This window comes from Streptomyces sp. S3(2020) (genome assembly GCF_013044505.1).
Classification (GTDB): Bacteria; Actinomycetota; Actinomycetes; order Streptomycetales; family Streptomycetaceae; genus Streptomyces.
Genome location: NZ_JABERD010000002.1, coordinates 24097 through 41616 on the forward strand (window position 1 = coordinate 24097; position 17520 = coordinate 41616).

Annotated in this window: 16 protein-coding genes and 1 pseudogene; 8 read left to right on the forward strand and 9 right to left on the reverse strand. The window is 72.1% G+C overall.

Features of this window, described 5'->3' with window-relative positions:
* Positions 1 to 21 precede the first annotated feature (21 nt).
* Positions 22 to 861, forward strand: coding sequence for a helix-turn-helix transcriptional regulator (locus HLK59_RS01185; RefSeq protein ID WP_171139248.1), 840 nt, complete (start codon positions 22 to 24; stop codon positions 859 to 861).
* On the opposite strand, the gene HLK59_RS01190 is transcribed toward HLK59_RS01185, so the two are convergent.
* Together HLK59_RS01190 and HLK59_RS01195 are read right to left on the reverse strand one after the other, a co-directional pair.
* Complete coding sequence (locus HLK59_RS01190; RefSeq protein WP_171139249.1) at positions 847 to 2091, reverse strand: ROK family protein; 1245 nt, start codon at positions 2089 to 2091, stop codon at positions 847 to 849. The genes HLK59_RS01185 and HLK59_RS01190 overlap by 15 nt on opposite strands.
* Before the next feature lie 36 nt (positions 2092 to 2127).
* The gene (locus HLK59_RS01195) at positions 2128 to 2802 is read right to left on the reverse strand and encodes an alpha-ketoglutarate-dependent dioxygenase AlkB (protein WP_171139250.1); all 675 of its coding nucleotides are present in this window, start codon (positions 2800 to 2802) and stop codon (positions 2128 to 2130) included.
* A 67-nt stretch (positions 2803 to 2869) separates the two neighbouring features.
* Here HLK59_RS01195 and HLK59_RS01200 point away from each other — a divergent pair, with 67 nt between their 5' ends.
* Positions 2870 to 4003, forward strand: coding sequence for a methyltransferase (locus HLK59_RS01200; protein WP_171139364.1), 1134 nt, complete (start codon positions 2870 to 2872; stop codon positions 4001 to 4003).
* Positions 4004 to 4045: 42 nt separating this feature from the next.
* Here HLK59_RS01200 and HLK59_RS01205 read toward each other — a convergent pair whose 3' ends face one another.
* Complete coding sequence (locus HLK59_RS01205) at positions 4046 to 4900, reverse strand: class II fructose-bisphosphate aldolase (protein WP_171139251.1); 855 nt, start codon at positions 4898 to 4900, stop codon at positions 4046 to 4048.
* Between the two features lie 8 nt (positions 4901 to 4908).
* Positions 4909 to 5793, reverse strand: a complete 885-nt coding sequence (locus tag HLK59_RS01210) for an SIS domain-containing protein (RefSeq protein ID WP_171139252.1) — start codon at positions 5791 to 5793, stop codon at positions 4909 to 4911.
* Positions 5794 to 5931: 138 nt separating this feature from the next.
* Between HLK59_RS01210 and HLK59_RS01215 the strand changes: the two genes are divergently transcribed.
* Together HLK59_RS01215 and HLK59_RS01220 are read left to right on the forward strand one after the other, a co-directional pair.
* Positions 5932 to 6711, forward strand: a complete 780-nt coding sequence (locus HLK59_RS01215) for a DeoR/GlpR family DNA-binding transcription regulator (RefSeq protein WP_171139253.1) — start codon at positions 5932 to 5934, stop codon at positions 6709 to 6711.
* Between the two features lie 58 nt (positions 6712 to 6769).
* A complete protein-coding gene (locus HLK59_RS01220; RefSeq protein WP_171139254.1) occupies positions 6770 to 8587 on the forward strand; it encodes a glycoside hydrolase family 15 protein in 1818 nt (605 codons plus the stop codon).
* A 10-nt stretch (positions 8588 to 8597) separates the two neighbouring features.
* On the opposite strand, the pseudogene HLK59_RS01225 reads toward HLK59_RS01220, so the two are convergent.
* Positions 8598 to 9500, reverse strand: a pseudogene (locus HLK59_RS01225) (SidA/IucD/PvdA family monooxygenase); the annotation flags it as partial.
* 11 nt (positions 9501 to 9511) lie between these two features.
* On the opposite strand from HLK59_RS01225, the gene HLK59_RS01230 reads away from it, so the two are divergent.
* Entirely contained in the window at positions 9512 to 10114 is a 603-nt protein-coding gene (locus HLK59_RS01230; RefSeq protein WP_346779614.1) for an iron chelate uptake ABC transporter family permease subunit, read from the forward strand.
* A 68-nt stretch (positions 10115 to 10182) separates the two neighbouring features.
* Here the strand turns inward: HLK59_RS01230 and HLK59_RS01235 are convergent, their stop codons facing one another.
* On the reverse strand, positions 10183 to 11091 hold the full coding sequence (locus HLK59_RS01235; RefSeq protein ID WP_171139255.1) for a hypothetical protein: 909 nt from the start codon (positions 11089 to 11091) through the stop codon (positions 10183 to 10185).
* A 160-nt stretch (positions 11092 to 11251) separates the two neighbouring features.
* On the opposite strand from HLK59_RS01235, the gene HLK59_RS01240 reads away from it, so the two are divergent.
* Complete coding sequence (locus tag HLK59_RS01240) at positions 11252 to 13504, forward strand: heavy metal translocating P-type ATPase (protein ID WP_171139256.1); 2253 nt, start codon at positions 11252 to 11254, stop codon at positions 13502 to 13504.
* Positions 13505 to 13575: 71 nt separating this feature from the next.
* On the opposite strand, the gene HLK59_RS01245 is transcribed toward HLK59_RS01240, so the two are convergent.
* Positions 13576 to 14271, reverse strand: a complete 696-nt coding sequence (locus HLK59_RS01245) for a type 1 glutamine amidotransferase domain-containing protein (protein ID WP_171139257.1) — start codon at positions 14269 to 14271, stop codon at positions 13576 to 13578.
* A gap of 50 nt (positions 14272 to 14321) precedes the next feature.
* Between HLK59_RS01245 and HLK59_RS01250 the strand changes: the two genes are divergently transcribed.
* Positions 14322 to 15248: a LysR family transcriptional regulator gene (locus HLK59_RS01250; RefSeq protein ID WP_171139258.1), complete on the forward strand. Its 927-nt coding sequence runs from the start codon at positions 14322 to 14324 to the stop codon at positions 15246 to 15248.
* A gap of 3 nt (positions 15249 to 15251) precedes the next feature.
* On the opposite strand, the gene HLK59_RS01255 is transcribed toward HLK59_RS01250, so the two are convergent.
* Positions 15252 to 16196, reverse strand: a complete 945-nt coding sequence (locus tag HLK59_RS01255; protein WP_346779615.1) for a zinc metalloprotease — start codon at positions 16194 to 16196, stop codon at positions 15252 to 15254.
* Positions 16197 to 16376: 180 nt separating this feature from the next.
* Between HLK59_RS01255 and HLK59_RS01260 the strand changes: the two genes are divergently transcribed.
* Positions 16377 to 16694: a hypothetical protein gene (locus HLK59_RS01260; protein ID WP_171139259.1), complete on the forward strand. Its 318-nt coding sequence runs from the start codon at positions 16377 to 16379 to the stop codon at positions 16692 to 16694.
* On the opposite strand, the gene HLK59_RS01265 is transcribed toward HLK59_RS01260, so the two are convergent.
* The gene (locus HLK59_RS01265) at positions 16664 to 17518 is read right to left on the reverse strand and encodes an ABC transporter ATP-binding protein (protein WP_171139260.1); all 855 of its coding nucleotides are present in this window, start codon (positions 17516 to 17518) and stop codon (positions 16664 to 16666) included. The two genes, HLK59_RS01260 and HLK59_RS01265, sit on opposite strands and share 31 nt — an antisense overlap.
* Positions 17519 to 17520 lie beyond the last annotated feature (2 nt).

The window sequence follows — 17520 nt, forward strand, 5'->3', positions numbered from 1 at the left end:
CCGAAGCGGTTGACTTGGGGCATGACGACGACGGAACTCGGGCAGGCGCTGCGGCGCTGGCGTGACCGGGTCGCCCCGGGGACCGCGGGGCTGCCCGCCGGTGGCCAACGGCGCGCGGCCGGGCTGCGGCGTGAGGAGCTGGCCCTGCTGGCGGGGATCTCGGTCGACTATGTCACCCGCCTCGAACAGGGCCGGGCGGCCAGTCCGTCGGGGCAGGTCGTGGAGGCGCTGGCGCGGGCGCTGCGGCTGTCGGGGGACGAGCGGGGGTATCTGTTCCGGCTGGCCGGGCTGGCGCCACCGGGCCCCGAGACGGTGCCCGGGTACCTCACGCCGAGCGTGCAGCGGCTGCTTGACCGGCTGGTGGGCACCCCCGTGGGGGTCTCCGACGCGGCGATGACGCTGCTCGTGGCCAATCCGATGTACGCGGCGCTGCTGGGCGACCCCTCCGGTCTGCGCGGCTTCGAGCGCAACGGGGTGTGGCGCAACTTCCTCGGCGCGCCCGGCCGGGTCCGCCACACTCCCGAGGAGCGGCGTGCCTTCGAGGCGGGCATGGTCGCCGAGCTGCGGTCGACGGCCTCGCGGTATCCCGCCGACCTGCAACTGCGGCGCCTGATCTCGGAGTTGCGGGCGGGCAGCGAGCGGTTCGCCGAGCTGTGGGACGCGGGTGTGGTCGGCCGTCTTGAGGCTTCGCGCAAGACGATCGAGCATCCGCAGGTCGGCCTGGTGACGTTGGACTGCGATCTGCTGCGGGTGGAGGGCAGCGATCTGCACCTCCTCGTCTACTCGGCCGAGCCGGGCACCGAGGCCGCCGAGAAACTGGAGTTGGTCTCCGTGCTCGGCATCCAGTCACTGGCGCGCTAGCGCCCCCAGCGGGTCGTCCAGCACCGGCTGCCACGCCAACTCGGCCGCGCCGACGAGGCTGTTGTGGTCGAGGGTGCAGGCGAGGATCGGGACGCCGCCGCTCTGTCCCCACAGGCTGCGGTCCGCGACGACCGCGCGCAGCCGGTCCGGGTCGGCGTCGAGGAGGGTGCGGTGCAGGCCGCCGAGGATGATGCGGTCCGGGTTGAGGATGTTCACCAGCCCGGCGAGGCCCAGTCCGAGGCGGTCGATGAGGGCCTCGGTGGCGGTGCGGACGGCCGGGTCGTCGTAGTGGTCGCGGATCAGTTCGTTGGACTGCTGGAGCAGGGACACCTCGGGTCCGGGCTCGCGGCGCACGGCGTCGAGGAAGGCGAGCGGGTCGGCCTCGACGTCCAGGCAGCCTCGGCTGCCGCAGTGGCAGGGACGGCCCTCGGGGTTGACGGTCAGATGGCCGACTTCGAGTGCCAGGCCCGAACTGCCGGTGTGCAGACGGCCGTCGAGGACCAGCGCCCCGCCGACTCCTCGGTGGCCGGTGGCCACGCACAGCAGGTCGCGGGCGCCGCGGCCCGCGCCGTGCCGGTGCTCGGCGAGCGCGGCGAGGTTGACGTCGTTGCCCGCGAAGGCGGGTCCGGTGATGCCGGCGGCGCGAACGCACTCGGCGAAGATCCGGCGGACGGGGGCGCCCACGGGCCAGGCCAGGTGCAGCGGGTTCAGCGCGGTGCCGTCGGGCTCGGCGACGGCGGAGGGGACGGCGAGCCCGGCGCCCACACAGCGCAGGCCGGTGGTGCGCAGCAGTTCGGCGCCCGCCTCGACGACCGAGGCGAGGACCTTCGCCGGGTCGGCGTCGACGGTCTCGCAGCCGGGTGCGGTGGCGACGATCCGGCCGCCGAGTCCGACCAGCGCCGCCCGGAATCCGTCGGCATGCACCTGCGCGGCGAGGACGACCGGCCCGTCCTCGGCGACGGCGAGCCGGTGCGAGGGCCGGCCCTGCGAACCGGCGGCCGCGCCGGGCCGGGCGTCGACCCGGATCAGCCCGAGCGCCTCCAGCTCGGCGGCGACCGCACCGGCCGTGGCGCGTGTCACTCCGAGTTCGGCGGTGAGCACGGCGCGGGTGGGGGCGCGTCCGGTGTGCACGAGCTCCAGAGCGGGCCCGAGCGCACCGCGCCCCCGGTCCAACCGCGTCCTCGAGGTCGTTCCTTCCCCCGTCGGCCGGGGGTCCGCCTTGCCGCTCATGAGGGCGAGTCTCCCATGATCCGCTGGACCGGCGTCCTACCGGCCGCTGACTCTGAGCGTGATGTTCAGCCGCCCGGCCAGCCCCAACTCCGGGGGCGCGGTGCCCGGGTACACCTTCGGCACCCCGTGGTACGCGAGCCGCGAGGGCCCGCCGAACACGAACAGGTCACCGCTGCGCAGCTCGACGTCCGTGTACGGCCGCGTCCGCGTCGCGGTGTTGCCGAACCGGAAGACACAGGTGTCCCCGAGGCTCAGCGACACCACCGGGTCGTCCACGTGCTCGTCGCTGTCGCGGTGCATGCCCATACGGGCGTCGCCCTCATAGAAGTTGACCAGTGCGATGTCGTACGACGGTGAGGTCGCCCCCAGCGTGTTCCCAGCCGTGGGAGAATCCGGGCCGAACGCGTCCCGCACCGCGCTGCGGCCCAGCTCCCCCAGCCACTCGGGGAACGGCTTGACCGGGGCGCCGTCGCCGTCGACGACCGTGCGGGCGTAGGCGTACGGGTACCAGTGCCAGCCCAGGCAGACCTGCCGGGCGGTCATCGTGCCGCCGCCGGGCGTGCGGACCGTCCGCAGACCCGCCGGGGCACGCGCCCACTCGCGGCAGGCCACCAGCAGCTCGTGCTGCCGGCTCGCGTCGAGCCAGTCCGGCAGATGCGCCGCGCCCGGCGCGACCTCCGTGCGGGACCTCGGGAACAGCTCGGCATCCATGAGGCCATCCTGCCGGAGCAGCCCTGAGCTGCGGCTCCGCTAGCCTGGACCCACGATGACCGACCGTATGACGACGCCCTGGGGCGAGCTCGCGCTGGCCCGTTTCCCCGAGGACCCGCGTGACAGGCTGCGTGCCTGGGACGCCTCGGACGAGTACCTCCTGAGACACCTGGCCGAGCAGGAGGTCCCGCTGTCCGGCACGGTGGTGGTCCTCGGCGACCGCTGGGGCGCGCTGGTCACGGCGCTGGCCGCGCACCGGCCGGTACAGATCACCGACTCGTACCTCGCCCAGGAGGCGACCCGGGCGAACCTGGCCCGGGGCGGTGTCGAGACGGGGGCGGTGCGGCTCCTCACCACGCAGGAAGCGCCGCCCGGCCGGATCGACGTCCTGCTGGTGCGGGTGCCGAAGAGCCTGGCCCTGCTGGAGGACCAGCTGCTGCGGCTGGCGCCTGCGGTGCACGAGGGCACGGTCGTCGTCGGGACCGGGATGGTGAAGGAGATCCACACCTCGACGCTGAAGCTGTTCGAGCGGATCCTCGGACCGACCCGCACCTCCCTCGCCGAGAAGAAGGCCCGGCTCATCTTCTGCACGCCCGAGCCCGCGCCGGAGCCGGCCCCGAGCCCGTGGCCGTACCGCTATGACCTGCCTGCCGGCATCGGATCGGTCTCGGGACGCACCGTGGTCAATCACGCGGGTGTCTTCTGTGCCGAGCGACTGGATGTCGGTACCCGGTTCTTCCTCCAGCACCTGCCGGACAGCAAGGGCGCCCAGCGGGTCGTGGACCTCGGCTGCGGCAACGGGGTCGTCGGTACGGCGGTGGCGCTGGCGAACCCCGAGGCCGAGGTGCTGTTCGTGGACGAGTCGTTCCAGGCCGTGGCCTCCGCGGAGTCGACGTACAAGGCGAACGGCGTTCCGGGGCATGCCGAGTTCCGGGTCGGGGACGGGCTCGCCGGGGTGGCGGCCCGGAGTGCCGATCTGGTGCTCAACAACCCGCCGTTCCACACCCACCAGACGACCACCGACGCGACGGCCTGGCGGATGTTCACCGGCGCACACAGCGCGCTGCGTCCGGGCGGCGAGCTGTGGGTGATCGGCAACCGCCATCTGGGCTACCACGTCAAGCTGCGGCGGCTGTTCGGCAACAGTGAACTGGTCGCCAGCGAACCGAAGTTCGTGGTGCTGAAGGCCGTCAAGCGCTAGACGCGGGCGTCCCGTCGCGGCGGGTGGCGGCGGAGTCGATCGTCAGGGAGCCCCCAGCACCCCCATGATCCGGGTCACCGCCCGTGTCATCGCCTCCCTGCCCACGCTCAGGTAGGCGCGTGAGTCGACCGCCTCGGGATGTGCGGTGAGGAAGTCCCTGATGGCGCCGGTCATGGCGATGTTGAGGGCGGTGCCGATGTTGACCTTGGTGATGCCGCCCGTGACGGCGGCGGTCAGTTCGTCGTCCGGCAGGCCCGACGAGCCGTGCAGGACGAGCGGTACGTCCAGTGTTCCGGAGAGGTGTTCGAGGAGCGCGTGGTCGAGGGTGGCGGTGCGGGTGGTCATGGCGTGCGAGCTGCCGATGGCGACGGCGAGGGCGTCCACGCCGGAGTCGGTCACGAAGGCGCGGGCCTCGGCGGGGTCGGTGCGGGCGCCGGGGGCGTGGGCGTCGAGCGGCGGTTCACCGTTCTTGCCGCCGACCTCGCCCAACTCCGCCTCGATCCAGAGGCCTTGGGCGTGGGCCCAGTCGGTGGCGACACGGGTGGCGGCGAGGTTCTCCCGGTAGGGCAGGTGGGCGGCGTCGTACATCACGGAGCTGAATCCGGCGTCCGCGGCCTGCCTCAGCAGGGCGTCGCTCCGGACGTGGTCCAGGTGCAACGCGACCGGAACGGCGGCGCGTTCGGCCGCGGCGACGGCTGCTCGGGCAAGGGGTCGCAGTCGTCCGAGGCGGAACCTGACCGCGTTCTCGCTGACTTGGAGGACGACGGCGGAGTCCGCCGACTCGGCGCCGGCGACGACCGCCTCGACATGTTCCAGCGTGACGACGTTGAACGCGGCGACGGCGCAGTGCGCGGCGGCGGCCCGCGTGACGAGTTCGCCGGTGGTCACCAGAGGCACGATCGCTCCTACGAACCGGCGAGTATCACGGAGCGGGTGAGATGGCGCGGCCGGTCCGGATCCAGACCGCGGGCCGCGGCGACGGCCACGGCGAGCCGCTGGGCGCGCACCAGTTCGGCGAGCGGGTCGAGCCCGCCCGCGACCCACAGCCCGCCGGTCTCCCGCACCTGGTCGGCCAGCCCCTCGGGCGCCTCGCCGAGCATCCAGGTCGCGGTGCCCCGTGTGGTGATGCTGATGGGGCCGTGCCGGTACTCCATCGCGGGGTAGGCCTCGGTCCAGGACAGGGCCGCCTCACGCATCTTCAGACCGGCCTCGTTGGCGAGCCCCACGGTCCAGCCGCGGCCGAGGAAGGTGAACTGCGCGCAGTCGACGAGTCCGTCCGGCAGCGGGCCGGTGAGCGCGGTGCGGGCGTCGGCGACGACGGCGTCGGTGTGCAGGCCGAGGTGGGCGCGGAGCAGGGTCAGGGCGGTGGTCGCGAACCGGGTCTGCACGACGGATTGTTCGTCCGCGAAGTCGAGCAGGACGACGTCGTCGGCGGCCCGCACGACCGGTGTGTGCGGGTCCGCGGTGAGGGCCGTGGTCCGGGTGCGGCCCTTCAACCGCCCGAGCAGTTCCAGCACTTCGGTGGTGGTGCCAGAGCGGGTGAGGGCGAGGACCCGGTCGTAGGGGCGGCCGTGCGGGAACTCCGACGCGGCGAAGGCGTCCGTCTCGCCCTGGCCCGCCCCCTCGCGCAGCGCCGCGACGGACTGCGCCATGAAGTACGAGGTACCGCACCCCACGATCGCGACCCGCTCCCCCGGCGCCGGCAGCGCGGCGGCGTGTTCCGGTGCCTCGGCCGCCGCGCGGATCCAGCACTCGGGCTGGCTGACCAGCTCGTCCTCGACATGAGTCATGTCGTGACCCCTCCCCTTGCCCCGAACATCGCCGTGCTTGTTTCTGCAAGATATAGCGAGGTTTCGAGCAGAATCAAGCATTCTTCGGTCATGGGGGTGCGCTAAGGTCACGGAGAGATCGAGGAACGGAGGGCGCGGATGTCCCGCGACGCCCGCTGGAAGGCGCTGCTGGAACTGCTCGTGGAGCGCGGCCGGCTGGACGTCGAGGAGGCCGCCGCCGAGCTGGAGGTCTCGGCCGCCACCATCCGCCGCGACTTCGACCAGCTGGCCGAGCAGCAGATGCTCGTGCGCACACGGGGCGGCGCGGTCGTGCACGGGGTGTCCTACGAGCTGCCGCTGCGCTACAAGACGGCCCGGCGCGCCTCCGAGAAGCAGCGCATCGCCAAGGCCGTCGCCGCTCTCGTCACGCCCGGCACGGCCGTGGGCCTGACCGGCGGCACGACCACCACCGAGGTGGCCCGCGCCCTGGCCGTCCGCCCCGACCTGGCGGCCGGCTCCCCCGCGCTCACCGTCGTCACGAACGCGCTGAACATCGCCAACGAGCTGGCCGTGCGCCCGCAGTTCAAGATCGTGGTGACCGGCGGGGTGGCGCGTCCGCAGTCGTACGAGCTCATCGGGCCGCTCGCCGACGGGGTGCTGAGCCAGATCACCATCGATGTGGCGGTGCTCGGTGTGGTCGCCTTCGACGTCACGCACGGCGCGGCCGCGCACGACGAGGCCGAGGCCGCGATCAACCGGCTGCTGTGCGAGCGCGCCGGGCGGGTGATCGTGGCCGCCGACTCCAGCAAACTGGGGCAGCGGGCGTTCGCCCGGATCTGCGCGGCCGGCGCGGTGGACACGCTGGTCACGGACACGGCGGCGGGCGAGGACACCGTGCGGCGCTTCGAGGAGGCGGGGATCCGGGTCGTCGCGGTCTGAGCCCGTTCACCGCACCTGCCGGACCGAACCGACCTAGGCTGGTTCCAGGGAGGCTGCGATGAGCGCGACACCTATGGACCAGCCGTATCTGCCGATCGCCGAGCACGGGCTGATCGGTGATCTGCGGAGCGTGGCCCTGGTCGGCACGGACGGCACGATCGACTGGTACTGCTGCCCGTCCTTCGACGCCCCCAGCGTCTTCGCCTCGATCCTCGACGCGGAGCGCGGCGGGTCCTTCGGGCTCGCCGCGGCGGTGCCGGCGAAGACGAAGCAGTTCTACTTCCCCGACACCAACGTCCTGATCACCCGGTTCTTCACCGAGGACGGCGTCGGCGAGGTGCAGGACTTCATGCCGGTCGACAGCGAGTCGGCCGAGACCGAGCGGCACCGGCTGATCCGGCGGGTGGTGTGCGTGCGCGGTTCCATCCCGTTCCGCACCCGCGTCGCCCCGCGGTTCGACTACGGCAGGCAGCCGCACACCGTGCGCATGGTCGGTGACGTCGCCGTCTTCGACTCCGCGGAGCTGTCGCTCGGCCTGACCGCGACCGTGCCGCTGGAGACCGACGGCCAGGACGCCCGCGCCGACTTCAAGCTCGCCGAGGGCGAGTCGGCGGTGTTCGCGCTGGACCAGGTCGGCGGTGAGGTGACCCCGCGCCGGTGCGCCCGCACCGAGGCCGAGGAACAGTTCAACAGCACGGTCGACTACTGGCGCCGCTGGCTCTCCGCCTCCAAGTACCGGGGCCGGTGGCGGGAGATGGTGCACCGCTCGGCCCTCACCCTCAAGCTGCTCACCTACGCGCCGACCGGCGCGATCGTGGCCGCGCCGACCACGAGCCTGCCCGAACAGCTCGGCGGGGAACGCAACTGGGACTACCGGTACGTGTGGGTGCGGGACGCCGCGTTCTGTGTGTACGCCCTGCTGCGGCTCGGCTTCACGGGCGAGGCCGAGGCGTTCATGAAGTTCGTGACCAAGCACGTCAGTCCGGGCGACGGCAAGCCCTCCGGACCGCTCCAGATCATGTACGGCATCGACGGCCGCACCGATCTCACCGAGTCCGAACTCCCCCACCTGGAAGGCCATCAGGGCTCCGCGCCGGTGCGCGTCGGCAACGCCGCGGCGGAACAGCTCCAGCTGGACATCTACGGTGCGCTGATCGACTCGATCTACCTCTACGACAAGTGGGCCAAGCCGATCTCCAGCGACCAGTGGGACGATGTGTGCGCCCTGGTGGAGTGGGTGTGCGAGCACTGGGACCAGCCCGACGAGGGGATCTGGGAGACCCGGGGCGGCCGCAAGAACTTCCTGTACTCGCGCCTGATGTGCTGGGTGGCGATCGAGCGGGCGATCCGCATGGCCAACCGGCGCGGTCTGCCCGCGGATCTGCCGCGCTGGCTGGAGTGCCGCGACACGATCTACCGGCGGATCATGAGCCGGGGCTGGTCCGAGACCCGCAAGGCGTTCGTGCAGCACGAGGACAGCGACGTACTGGACGCCGCCGTCCTCATGATGCCGCTGACGAAGTTCATCGCCCCGACCGACCCCAAGTGGCTGTCCACCCTGGACGCGCTCACCCAGGAGCTGGTCTCCGACTCCCTGGTCTACCGCTACGACCCGCTGGCCAGCCCCGACGGACTGCGCGGCGACGAGGGCACGTTCTCCATCTGCTCCTTCTGGTACGTCGAGGCGATGGTGCACGCCGGCCGGGTCGACGAGGCACGGCTCGCCTTCGAGAAGATGCTGACGTACGCCAACCATCTGGGCCTGTACGCCGAGGAGATCAGCCACACCGGCGAGCAACAGGGCAACTTCCCGCAGGCGTTCACGCATCTGGCGCTCATCAGCGCGGCGTTCAACCTGGATCGCGCGTTGGGCTGAGGGGGCTCGGTCAGCCGGAGCGGGCCGCCTGCCGGGCGAGCAGCGAGCGATGGATCTCGCCGGCGCGGATCGCCGTCGTGGACAGCAGGGTCGAGGTCAGTCCGTGGGTGTGCTCGGTGCCGCCCTGGAGATAGATGCCCGCCGTGACGTCGGGTGCGGTCTCCACGCGGTGGTCGCGGGTCACCCGGATCGCGTCCCCGTCGTCCCGGAGGCAGACCTTGGCCGCCTCGCCGAGCAGGGTCGTGAAGTCCCGTGGCCGGTATCCGGTGGCGTGCACCAGCAGGTCGGCCACCATGGTCCGCTCCACGCCGGTGGGGAGGTACTCGACGGTGATGTCGAGGGCGTTGTCGGCGCGTTGGCCTACCTCGCGGATACGGGAGACGTTCAGGAAGCGCAGCCGTTCCCGGCCGGTGACCTTCTCGCGGTACGCGGTCGCGTACAGGGACTCGATCAACTCCATGTCGACCACGGAGTAGTTGGTCGAGCGGTGGTAGTCGAACAGGGACTGCTTCACCTCCGACGGGGAGCCGAAGTACACGTCCACCGCCTCCGGGTCGAAGATGCGGTTGGCGAACGGGCTGTCGTCCGCCGGGGTGTAGCCGTACTTGGAGAAGACCGCGCACACCTCGGCCTCGGGGAAGGAGCGGTACAGGCAGTCGACCGACTCGGCGGCGCTCTGCCCCGCGCCCAGGACCACGGCCCGTCGCACGGGCTCGCCCTCGGCGAGGAGCTTCTCCACGCCGGGCAGCAACTGGCCGTTGTGCCCGACCCGTTCGGAGAGCTCGGCGCCCGGTGGCACATGGGGTTCCAGACCGACGGCCACGGCCAGATCGCGGGTCCGGTACGTCGTCCCGCCGCAGACCACCTCGAAGCCGGTGACGGCACCCGAGTCGTCCCGGACCGGTTCGACGGACCGCGGTCCTGGTGTACGTCCTCGCCTGGCGGCACGGCATCCACGGCTACCGGCTGGTGCCGGTCGGCATCGGGGTCAGCGCCCTGCTCCAGGGCGTCAACGCCCATCTGCTGGCCAAGGCCCGCTTCACGCAGGCCGCGCAGGCGATGGTGTGGCTCAACGGCAGCCTCAACGGCCGGGGTTGGCAGGACGTCCGCACGGCCGCGCTCGGACTGCTCGTCGTGCTGCCCCTGGTCGCGCTCGCCGCGAGCAGGCTGAAGATCCTGGAGATGGGCGACGACGTGGCGGGCGGTCTCGGGGTGCCCGTCCAGCGCACCCGGCTGCTGATCCTCGTCCTCGGTACGGCGGCCTGCGCGGTGCCCACCGCCGCGGCCGGCCCGATCCCCTTCGTGGCCCTCATCGCACCGCAGCTGGCCCGGCGCCTCACCCGGGCACCGGGCCCCAACCTGCCGGTCGCCACCTGCACCGGCGCCCTCCTCGTGGTCGCCGCGGACTTCGCGTCCCAACGGATCCACGAGACGGCCCAGCTGCCGGTGGGCGTGGTGACGGCGGTGGTCGGCGGGCTGTACCTGGGGTGGCTGCTGCGGCGACAGCGACGGCTGGGCCGGATCTGAGCCGACGGCCCCGGATACCCGGCAGTAGCCCAAGCGGTTCCTGATGCGGCGGCCGGGTCGGGTTCGTGTCAGTGGCCGTGGGCGGCCTCGTCGGTGTCCGCCCCCGGCGTCACGGCTCCGGCCGTCACCGTGAACGCGGCCGTACGCACCTGGCCGTCGTGCTTGAAGTCGAGGAACAGCCGGTACGTGCCGCTGCTGGGCGCGGTGGCCTCGAAGGACACGTCCGGGCCGGGCTCCGGCCGGCCATGGGGGTGGACGTGCAGATACGCCAGGTCTCCGGAGCGCAGGGCGACGAGATGGCCGTAGGAGCCGAGGTAGGGCTGAAGGTCGGTGACGGGCCTGCCGTCACGGGCGACCGTGAGTTCCAGTTCGCTCCCGGTGCCCGGGGTCAGGCCGCCGGTCAGCCGGACCTGGTAGCCGTCGACGTCCACGGTGCGGGTCGCCTCCGGGAGCCGCCGCGGCTCGTACGCGCCCGCGACCGCGAGGTCCGCGCCGAGGGTGAGGTTCTCGGCGCCCTTCTTCGCCGGGGTGAAGTCGGCGAGGACGCGGTAGCCGCCCGCGCGGGGCAGTTCGACGGGGATGCTCCAGGTGCCGTCGGCGCCGCGGGCGGGGTGGACATGGCGGTAGGTGCCGAGGTCGCGTGAGGCGATGATGAGGTGGAGTTCCTTGGTGTTCTCCCGCTCGTACGCCGTGACGGCCCGGCCCGCGGAGTCCCGGATGACGAACCGCAGGTCGGACCGCTGTCCGGCGGTGACGCTGGGGGTCCTGAGGTCGAGTGCGTAACCGCCCTCGGACACCTGGAGGCCACCGGCGGGTGACGCCGCGGCGCCCTCCGCCGCGGCCTCCTCATGGCTCGCGTGGGGCTCCGGCGCACTCTCCGTCACCAGCGGGTCGATGCCCTGCCCCACGCCGTACGCGGTGCCGAACGTCGCGGCGAGCGCGGCGGCGAATGCGGAGATCTTGAGTCCAGCACGCATGGCCAGCTCCTGGGGATCACGGCCTCCGGCTCGGACACGGGGCCTCGACACCATCGACCATACCCCTGGGGGGTATAAAGTCAAGCTTGCGATCGGTACCCCCTAGGGGTATACAGGAGAGCGGCACGGAAATACCCCCGCCCCCTATCGAGGAGCACCGATGACCAAGCCGGCGACCGACACCGCGTCCGAGGTAGAGCTCGTCATCGGCGGCATGACCTGCGCCTCGTGCGCCGCGCGCATCGAGAAGAAGCTGAACCGCATGGCCGGGGTGACCGCGACCGTCAACTACGCCACCGAGAAGGCGAAGGTCAGCTACGACGGCGAGATCACCGTGCGGGACCTGATAGCGACCGTCGAGAAGACCGGGTACAGCGCGCAGGAACCCGTACCGGAGGAACCCGACGGCGAGAACGAGCCGGTGGACCACGAACTCCGGACACTGCGCGAGCGGTTGATCACCGCGACGCTCCTCGCCGTTCCCGTCGTCGCGATGGCCATGATCCCGGCCCTCCAGTTCGAGTACTGGCAGTGGCTCTCGCTGACCCTCGCCGCGCCCGTGGTCACGTATGCCGGATGGCCCTTCCACAAGGCGGCGTTCACCAACGCGCGCCACGGTGCGGCCACGATGGACACGCTGATCTCGGTCGGCACCCTGGCCGCGTTCGGCTGGTCGCTGTGGGCGCTGTTCCTCGGGACGGCGGGGACGCCGGGGATGACGCACCCCTTCGAGCTGACGATCGCCCGCGGTGACGGCGCCGGGAACATCTATCTGGAGGCCGCCGCGGGTGTCACCGCCTTCATCCTGGCCGGGCGGTACTTCGAGGCGCGGTCCAAGCGGAAGGCGGGCGCGGCGCTGCGGGCGCTGCTGGAGCTGGGCGCGAAGGACGTCACCGTGCTGCGCGCCGACGGCAGTGAACAGACTTTTCCTGTGGGCGAGTTGACGGTCGGCGCCCGCTTCGTCGTCCGTCCGGGCGAGAAGATCGCGACCGACGGGACGGTCGTCGAGGGCTCGTCGGCGGTGGACGCGTCAATGCTGACCGGCGAGTCCGTGCCGGTGGAGGTCGCCCAGGGTGACGCGGTCACCGGTGCCACGGTCAACGCCGGCGGACGGCTCGTCGTCGAGGCGACCCGGGTCGGCTCGGACACGCAGTTGGCCCGGATGGCGAAGCTGGTGGAGGACGCGCAGAACGGGAAGGCCGCGGCTCAGCGGCTGGCGGACCGGATCTCCGCGGTGTTCGTGCCGATCGTGATCGCCCTCGCGCTGGGCACCTTCGGCTTCTGGCTCGGCAACGGGGCCGGTCCGACGGCCGCCTTCACCGCCGCGGTCGCCGTGCTGATCATCGCCTGCCCGTGCGCCCTGGGGCTGGCGACGCCGACCGCGCTGCTGGTGGGCACGGGGCGCGGTGCGCAGCTCGGGATCCTCATCAAGGGTCCGGAGGTCCTGGAGTCCACGCGCCGGGTCGACACCATCGTCCTCGACAAGACGGGCACGGTCACCACGGGCCGGATGACGCTGCTGGCCGTGCACACCGCCGACAGCACGGACGAGGCCGAAGTCCTGCGGCTGGCGGGCGCGTTGGAGCACGCCTCCGAGCATCCGATCGCCCGGGCGGTGGCCGAGGGGGCGCTGGAGAAGCTGGGTGCGCTGCCCGCGCCGGAGGACTTCGCGAACGTGCCGGGGCTCGGAGTGCAGGGCATCGTCGAGGAGCATGCGGTACTCGTCGGCCGGGAGCGGCTGTTGGCCGAGTGGGCGATGGAACTGCCCGTGGAGCTGGCCCGGTCGAAGGCTGCGGCCGAGGCGTCCGGTCGTACGGCGATCGCGGTCGCCTGGGACGGCGAGGCGCGGGCGGTCCTGGAGGTCGCCGACGCGGTCAAGGAGACCAGCGCCGAGGCGATCACCCGACTGCGGGCGCTCGGTCTGACCCCGATCCTGCTGACCGGTGACAACGGGGCGGTGGCCCGGGCCGTCGCCCGCGAGGTCGGGATCGCGCCCGAGGACGTGATCGCCGAGGTGCTGCCGCAGGACAAGGTCGACGTCGTCAAGCGCCTTCAGGGCGAGGGCCGTTCGGTCGCGATGGTCGGCGACGGCGTCAACGACGCGGCCGCGCTCGCCCAGGCGGACCTGGGGCTGGCCATGGGCACGGGCACGGACGCGGCGATCGAGGCCGGTGACCTGACCCTGGTCCGCGGTGACCTGCGCGCGGCGGCGGACGCGATCCGGCTGGCCCGCCGGACCCTCGGCACCATCCGGTCCAACCTGTTCTGGGCCTTCGCCTACAACGTGGCCGCGCTGCCGCTGGCCGCGGCGGGGCTGCTCAACCCGATGCTGGCCGGGGCGGCGATGGCGTTCTCGTCGGTGTTCGTGGTGGGGAACTCGCTGCGGCTGCGGTCGTTCAGGGCGGCCCGGTGAACGCGGACCGGTGAACGCGGAGCGATGATCAGGGTGCCGGACCACCGCGGTGGTCCGGCACCCTGTCGACGTCAGCCCAGCTTCTTCAGGAGCTCCACGGCCAGCGGGGCCGAGGACGCCGGGTTCTGGCCGGTGACGAGGTTGCGGTCGACCACGACGTTCGGCACCCACGGCTCGCCCACCTGCACCAGCACGCCGGCCTCGGTCAGCCGGTCCTGGAGCAGCCACTTGGCCTTGTCGGCGAAGCCGGCCTGGGTCTCCTCGGCGTTGGTGAAGGCGGCGATCCGGTACCCGGCGAAGGAGTTGCCGCCGTCGGCCTCGACCGTGGCGAGCAGCGCGGCCGGGGCGTGGCAGACGACACCGAGGGGCTTGCCGGACTCCAGGGCGCTGGTGAGCAGTGCGCCGGAACCGGCGTCGACCGCGAGGTCCTCCATGGGCCCGTGGCCGCCGGGGTAGAAGACGGCGGCGTAGTCGTCGAGGTCGACGTCCTCCAGGCGGATCGGGTGCTGGATCTCGGTCGCGGTGGCGATGACGCCGGCGATCCGGTCGGCGTTCACCTGACCGCCGTTGACCTCGGGTGCGAGGCTGCCCTTGTCGACGGTGGGGACGACGCCACCGGGGGTGGCCACGGTGATCTCGTGACCGGCGGCCTTGAAGGCCTCGTAGGGGGCGACGGCCTCCTCGGCCCAGAAGCCGGTGGGGTGCTGAGTGCCGTCGGCCAGCGTCCAGTGGTCGGCGCCGGTGATTACGAAGAGGATCTTTGCCATGCTCCGACGGTAAGTCGATCCACCCATAGGAATCCAATAGGCTCACGTATGTGAGAGATAGGGAATCCAATCACCACCCGGTCGCGGCACCGCTGGACCTGAATCTGCTCCGCACCTTCCTGACCGTGTACCGCACCGGCTCCTTCACCGCCGCCGCCCGGCTCCTGGGCCTCTCCCAGCCCACGGTCACCACACAGATCCGCGCCCTGGAGCGGCAACTGGGCCGCGAGTTGTTCGAGCGGCTGGCCCGCGGTGTCGCGCCCGCGCCCTACGCGGACGAGCTCGCCGCTCGGATCGTCGACCCTCTGGACTCGCTGGCCACGGTCACGGGAGCGGACGACGCCCCGGCCGAGCCCGTGCACCTCGCCGGCCCGGCCGAGTTCCTCACCGTCTCCGTCCTGCCCGGTATCGCGCCGCTGGTGGAGTCGGGCGTACGGCTGCGCGTCACCCCCGGTCTGACCGAACCGCTCCTGGAGGATCTGCGCGCGGGCCGCCACGACCTGGTGATCGCCACCTTCCGGCCGCGTGGACGCACCCTGACCTCGGTGCCCCTCAACGACGAGGAGTTCGTGCTGGTCGCCGCCCCCGACCGGGCGGAGCGGATCGGCTCGCCGGCACGGATCGCGACGGAGGGGGCGGCCGCGCTGCACGGCGTCCCCCTGGTCGCGTACGCCGAGGACCTGCCCATCGTGCGCCGCTACTGGCGGCATGTCTTCGGCAAGCGTCTGACCCGCGACCCCGCGGTCACGATGCCCGACCTGAACGCGGTGAAGGCGGCGGTCATGGGCGGTGCGGGCTTCTCGGTCCTCCCCCGCTATCTGTGCGCGGCCGAGCTGGCCTCGGGTGCGCTCGTCCTGCTCCACGACCCGGACGACCCGCCGATCAACACGGGCTTCCTCGTGCAACGCCCGGGCGCCTCGGGCAATCCGCACGTGGCCCTGGTCCGCGACCACCTGCTGAGGGCCGCCCGCGGCTGACGGCTACAGCGTGAGGAACGACGAACGGGGGCCCTCCAGGGTGGCGTCCATGCGGGCCGCCTGCCCCTGCGTGAACATGAACATCCCCACGTCGTCGGTGTAGTCCATGTAGTTGACGAACATGTCCCCGTCGGGGGCGTTGTTGCACGTCACATGGGGGAACGCGGGTGTGCCGAAGTTGGGGCCGCCCGCGTTGGGGGTGTCCGCGACGAAGTCGCTCCCGCTGCATCCCTGGCCGTCGTCGCCCCAGATGTGGAACAGGTTGAGCCAGTGGCCCACCTCGTGGGTCGCCGTGCGGCCGAGGTGGAACGGTGCCCTGGCGGTCCCCGTCGTACCGACGAAGGTGTGGGCGATGACGACGCCGTCGGTGGCGGTGGGGCCGCCGGGGAACTGGGCGTAGCCGAGGATCTCTCCGACGGAGGGGTCTTCGAGGCGCGGGGCCACCCAGAAGTTGAGGTACTGGTCGGCGGGCCAGGCGTCCTGTCCGCCGCCCGACGTGAACTTGATCGCGTCGTCCATCCCGAAGGTGTCCGTCGCGGTCCGGGTGCGGGTGATACCGCCGGTGGGAGCCCCGTCGGGGTCCTGGGAGGCGAGCCGGAACTCGATCCGGCAGTCGGCGACGAGGGGCTGCCAGACCGTGGGCACCTGCGACACGTCCGCGTTGAGCATCCGGTAGTCCTGGTTCAGGACGTCGATCTGGCTGAGGATCTGGGCGTCGCCGATGTCCTGCTCGGAGGTGTGGTGGACGACGTGCACCACGACGGGGATCACCGTCACACCGACGCGGGCCGGCGTCCGAAGACCCTGCTCGAAGGCGAAGGCGCGGTTCTCCACGGCGTCCCGCGCGACGGCGTACGAGGGGTCCTCGGTCAGCAGTCGCCGGTGGACCGGCATGGTGCCGCAGACTCGGTGTGCGGGGGTGGTCTCGTCGGTCTCGTTCTCGGGCACGCTGCACCGCCTGGAGATGGCCGCACCGCAACGGCGCGGAGGTGAGGGTGGAGCGGGCCCGTTGGGGTTTACGGTAGGGCGACGGAACGGACATGGTAAGCCGAATCGCGAATTCCGTCGTAAATCCGGTGTTGCTTTCCGTATCGGCTCAACTGGCGACAGACCAGGAGGTGCCCGGCCATGAGCGGTCCGCCGCCGGAACTGATCGGGACATGGGTGCACGCCTACGAGGAGGACTCGCCCGGCGTCATGGTGTACCGCCCGGCGGGCTACCCGCTGCCGCCCGCGCGGGGCCGCCGCGGGCTGGAGTTCGCCGCGGACGGCACCTTCACCGAGCGCCCCCTCGGCCGCGCCGACGCCCCCGGGCGGCGCACCGGCCGCTGGGCGCCGGCGGACCCGGAGGGGCGTCGGCTCGCGCTCGACGTCCCGGGCGCGGAACGTCAGTTGGAGGTTCTGTACGTCGACGATCAGGTGCTCAAGCTGCGGGCCTCCGACTGATCGGCGCCCTCGTGGTGCCGTCCGATCGGCACGACCATCGGGGTCCGGCTGACCGGGTCCTCGCCCACGACACAGCGCAGCCCGAAGACGTCCTCCACCGTCGCCGCCGTGACGACCTCGGCGGGGGCACCCTCGCCGACGATCCGGCCCGCCTTCATGGCGATGACGTGATCGGCGTACCGGCAGGCCTGGTTGAGGTCGTGCAGGACCATGACGACCGTGCGGCCCTGCTGCCGGTTGAGGTCGGTGATCAGGTCCAGGACGTCGATCTGGTGGGCCAGGTCGAGATAGGTCGTCGGCTCGTCCAGCAGCATCACCGGGGTGCCCTGGGCGACGGCCATGGCGATCCAGGCGCGTTGCCGCTGTCCGCCGGAGAGTTCGTCGACGGCCCGGTGGGCGAGGTCGGTCATGGCGGTGGCCCGCAGCGCCTCCCGCACGGCCTCCTCGTCGGCGGACGACCACTGCCGCCACCAGGTCTGGTGCGGTGAACGGCCGCGCCCCACCAGGTCGATGACGGTCAGCCCCTCGGGAGCCAGCGGCGACTGCGGCAGGATGCCGAGCTGTTGGGCGAGGAGCCTGGTCGGCATCGAGTGCACCGAACGGCCGTCGAGATGGACCGTGCCCGCCTTGGGCGTCAGCAGCCGGGCCAGCGCACGCAGGAGGGTGGACTTGCCGCACGCGTTGGCGCCGACGATCGCCGTGACCCGCCCGGTGGGGATCAGCACGTCGAGATCCTCGACAACCACCCGGTCGTCGTACGCGAGGCGCAGGCCTTCGGCCCTCAACTCAGGTCCTGTGGAAGAAGCTTCACGCTGGGACGACACGG

Coding starts and splice junctions, on each gene's coding strand:
- HLK59_RS01185 (WP_171139248.1), top strand. CDS start 22: ATGACGACGACGGAACTCGGGCAGGCGCTGCGGCGCTGGCGTGACCGG.
- HLK59_RS01190 (WP_171139249.1), bottom strand. CDS start 2,091: ATGAGCGGCAAGGCGGACCCCCGGCCGACGGGGGAAGGAACGACCTCG.
- HLK59_RS01195 (WP_171139250.1), bottom strand. CDS start 2,802: ATGGATGCCGAGCTGTTCCCGAGGTCCCGCACGGAGGTCGCGCCGGGC.
- HLK59_RS01200 (WP_171139364.1), top strand. CDS start 2,870: ATGACGACGCCCTGGGGCGAGCTCGCGCTGGCCCGTTTCCCCGAGGAC.
- HLK59_RS01210 (WP_171139252.1), bottom strand. CDS start 5,793: ATGACTCATGTCGAGGACGAGCTGGTCAGCCAGCCCGAGTGCTGGATC.
- HLK59_RS01215 (WP_171139253.1), top strand. CDS start 5,932: ATGTCCCGCGACGCCCGCTGGAAGGCGCTGCTGGAACTGCTCGTGGAG.
- HLK59_RS01220 (WP_171139254.1), top strand. CDS start 6,770: ATGAGCGCGACACCTATGGACCAGCCGTATCTGCCGATCGCCGAGCAC.
- HLK59_RS01235 (WP_171139255.1), bottom strand. CDS start 11,091: ATGCGTGCTGGACTCAAGATCTCCGCATTCGCCGCCGCGCTCGCCGCG.
- HLK59_RS01240 (WP_171139256.1), top strand. CDS start 11,252: ATGACCAAGCCGGCGACCGACACCGCGTCCGAGGTAGAGCTCGTCATC.
- HLK59_RS01245 (WP_171139257.1), bottom strand. CDS start 14,271: ATGGCAAAGATCCTCTTCGTAATCACCGGCGCCGACCACTGGACGCTG.
- HLK59_RS01260 (WP_171139259.1), top strand. CDS start 16,377: ATGAGCGGTCCGCCGCCGGAACTGATCGGGACATGGGTGCACGCCTAC.